Below are 785 nucleotides of genomic sequence, written 5' to 3'. Positions count from 1 at the left end.
GTCCATAAGTCTATAAGAAACAGTGTATACGCGTATCCTGAAAAGGGAGTTGCTTTTGCCAGAATTCCATATTTTCAAGATGGGAGCATTATGAGTTTTGATTGTCTGTTTGCGGTTAACGATGAAAAGATGCGTGCATTTCTGGAGGGAGTCAGACCGCGTCTTTGGGAAAAAAGCAAGCGAAAAGTGACCGTGTTTACGGATGGAGATGGAGGGACTTCAAGAGAGCAGGAAGCCATTGTCAGAGAGGTTCAGCGGAGTCAAGTCATCATGAATCCGCTATTGAAAAAAGAGATATACAGATCAATTGATCAGTTTTTTCATAGTGATAAATCATTTTATCAAACATATGACATCCCTTACAAGCGCGGCATTCTGTTATATGGACCTCCTGGAAACGGAAAGACGACGTTAGTGAAGTCGATCGCAGGCAGTATCGATGCACCTGTTGCTTATTGGCAAATTACTGAATTTACGTCGAGCGAGACAATAGAAGAAGTCTTTCAGGCAGCGAGACGCCTCGCTCCTGCAGTTCTGGTCATCGAGGATATAGATTCGATGCCGGAAGATGTGCGGTCCTTTTTTCTCAATACGCTGGACGGCGCGACATCAAAAGAGGGGCTATTTCTCATCGGTACGACAAACTATCCCGAAGAGATCGATCCAGGTTTGATGAATCGTGCAGGACGATTTGACCGTGCCTATGAAATCGGGCTTCCGGATGAAGAGCTGCGGCTGGAATATATGAAAATGAGAGGCTTTGACATCTTTTTGAGTGAAGAAGA

General features: G+C 44.6%; 1 pseudogene. It reads left to right on the top strand.

The features are described from left to right. Positions 1 to 785 (top strand): annotated as a pseudogene (gene yjoB / locus ACWHAR_RS25970) (ATPase YjoB); the annotation flags it as partial.

It is taken from the genome of Bacillus sp. LR--39 (assembly GCF_053613335.1).
Note: the sequence above shows the minus strand (reverse complement) of the source record. Positions and strands in the feature narration are given on the sequence as shown.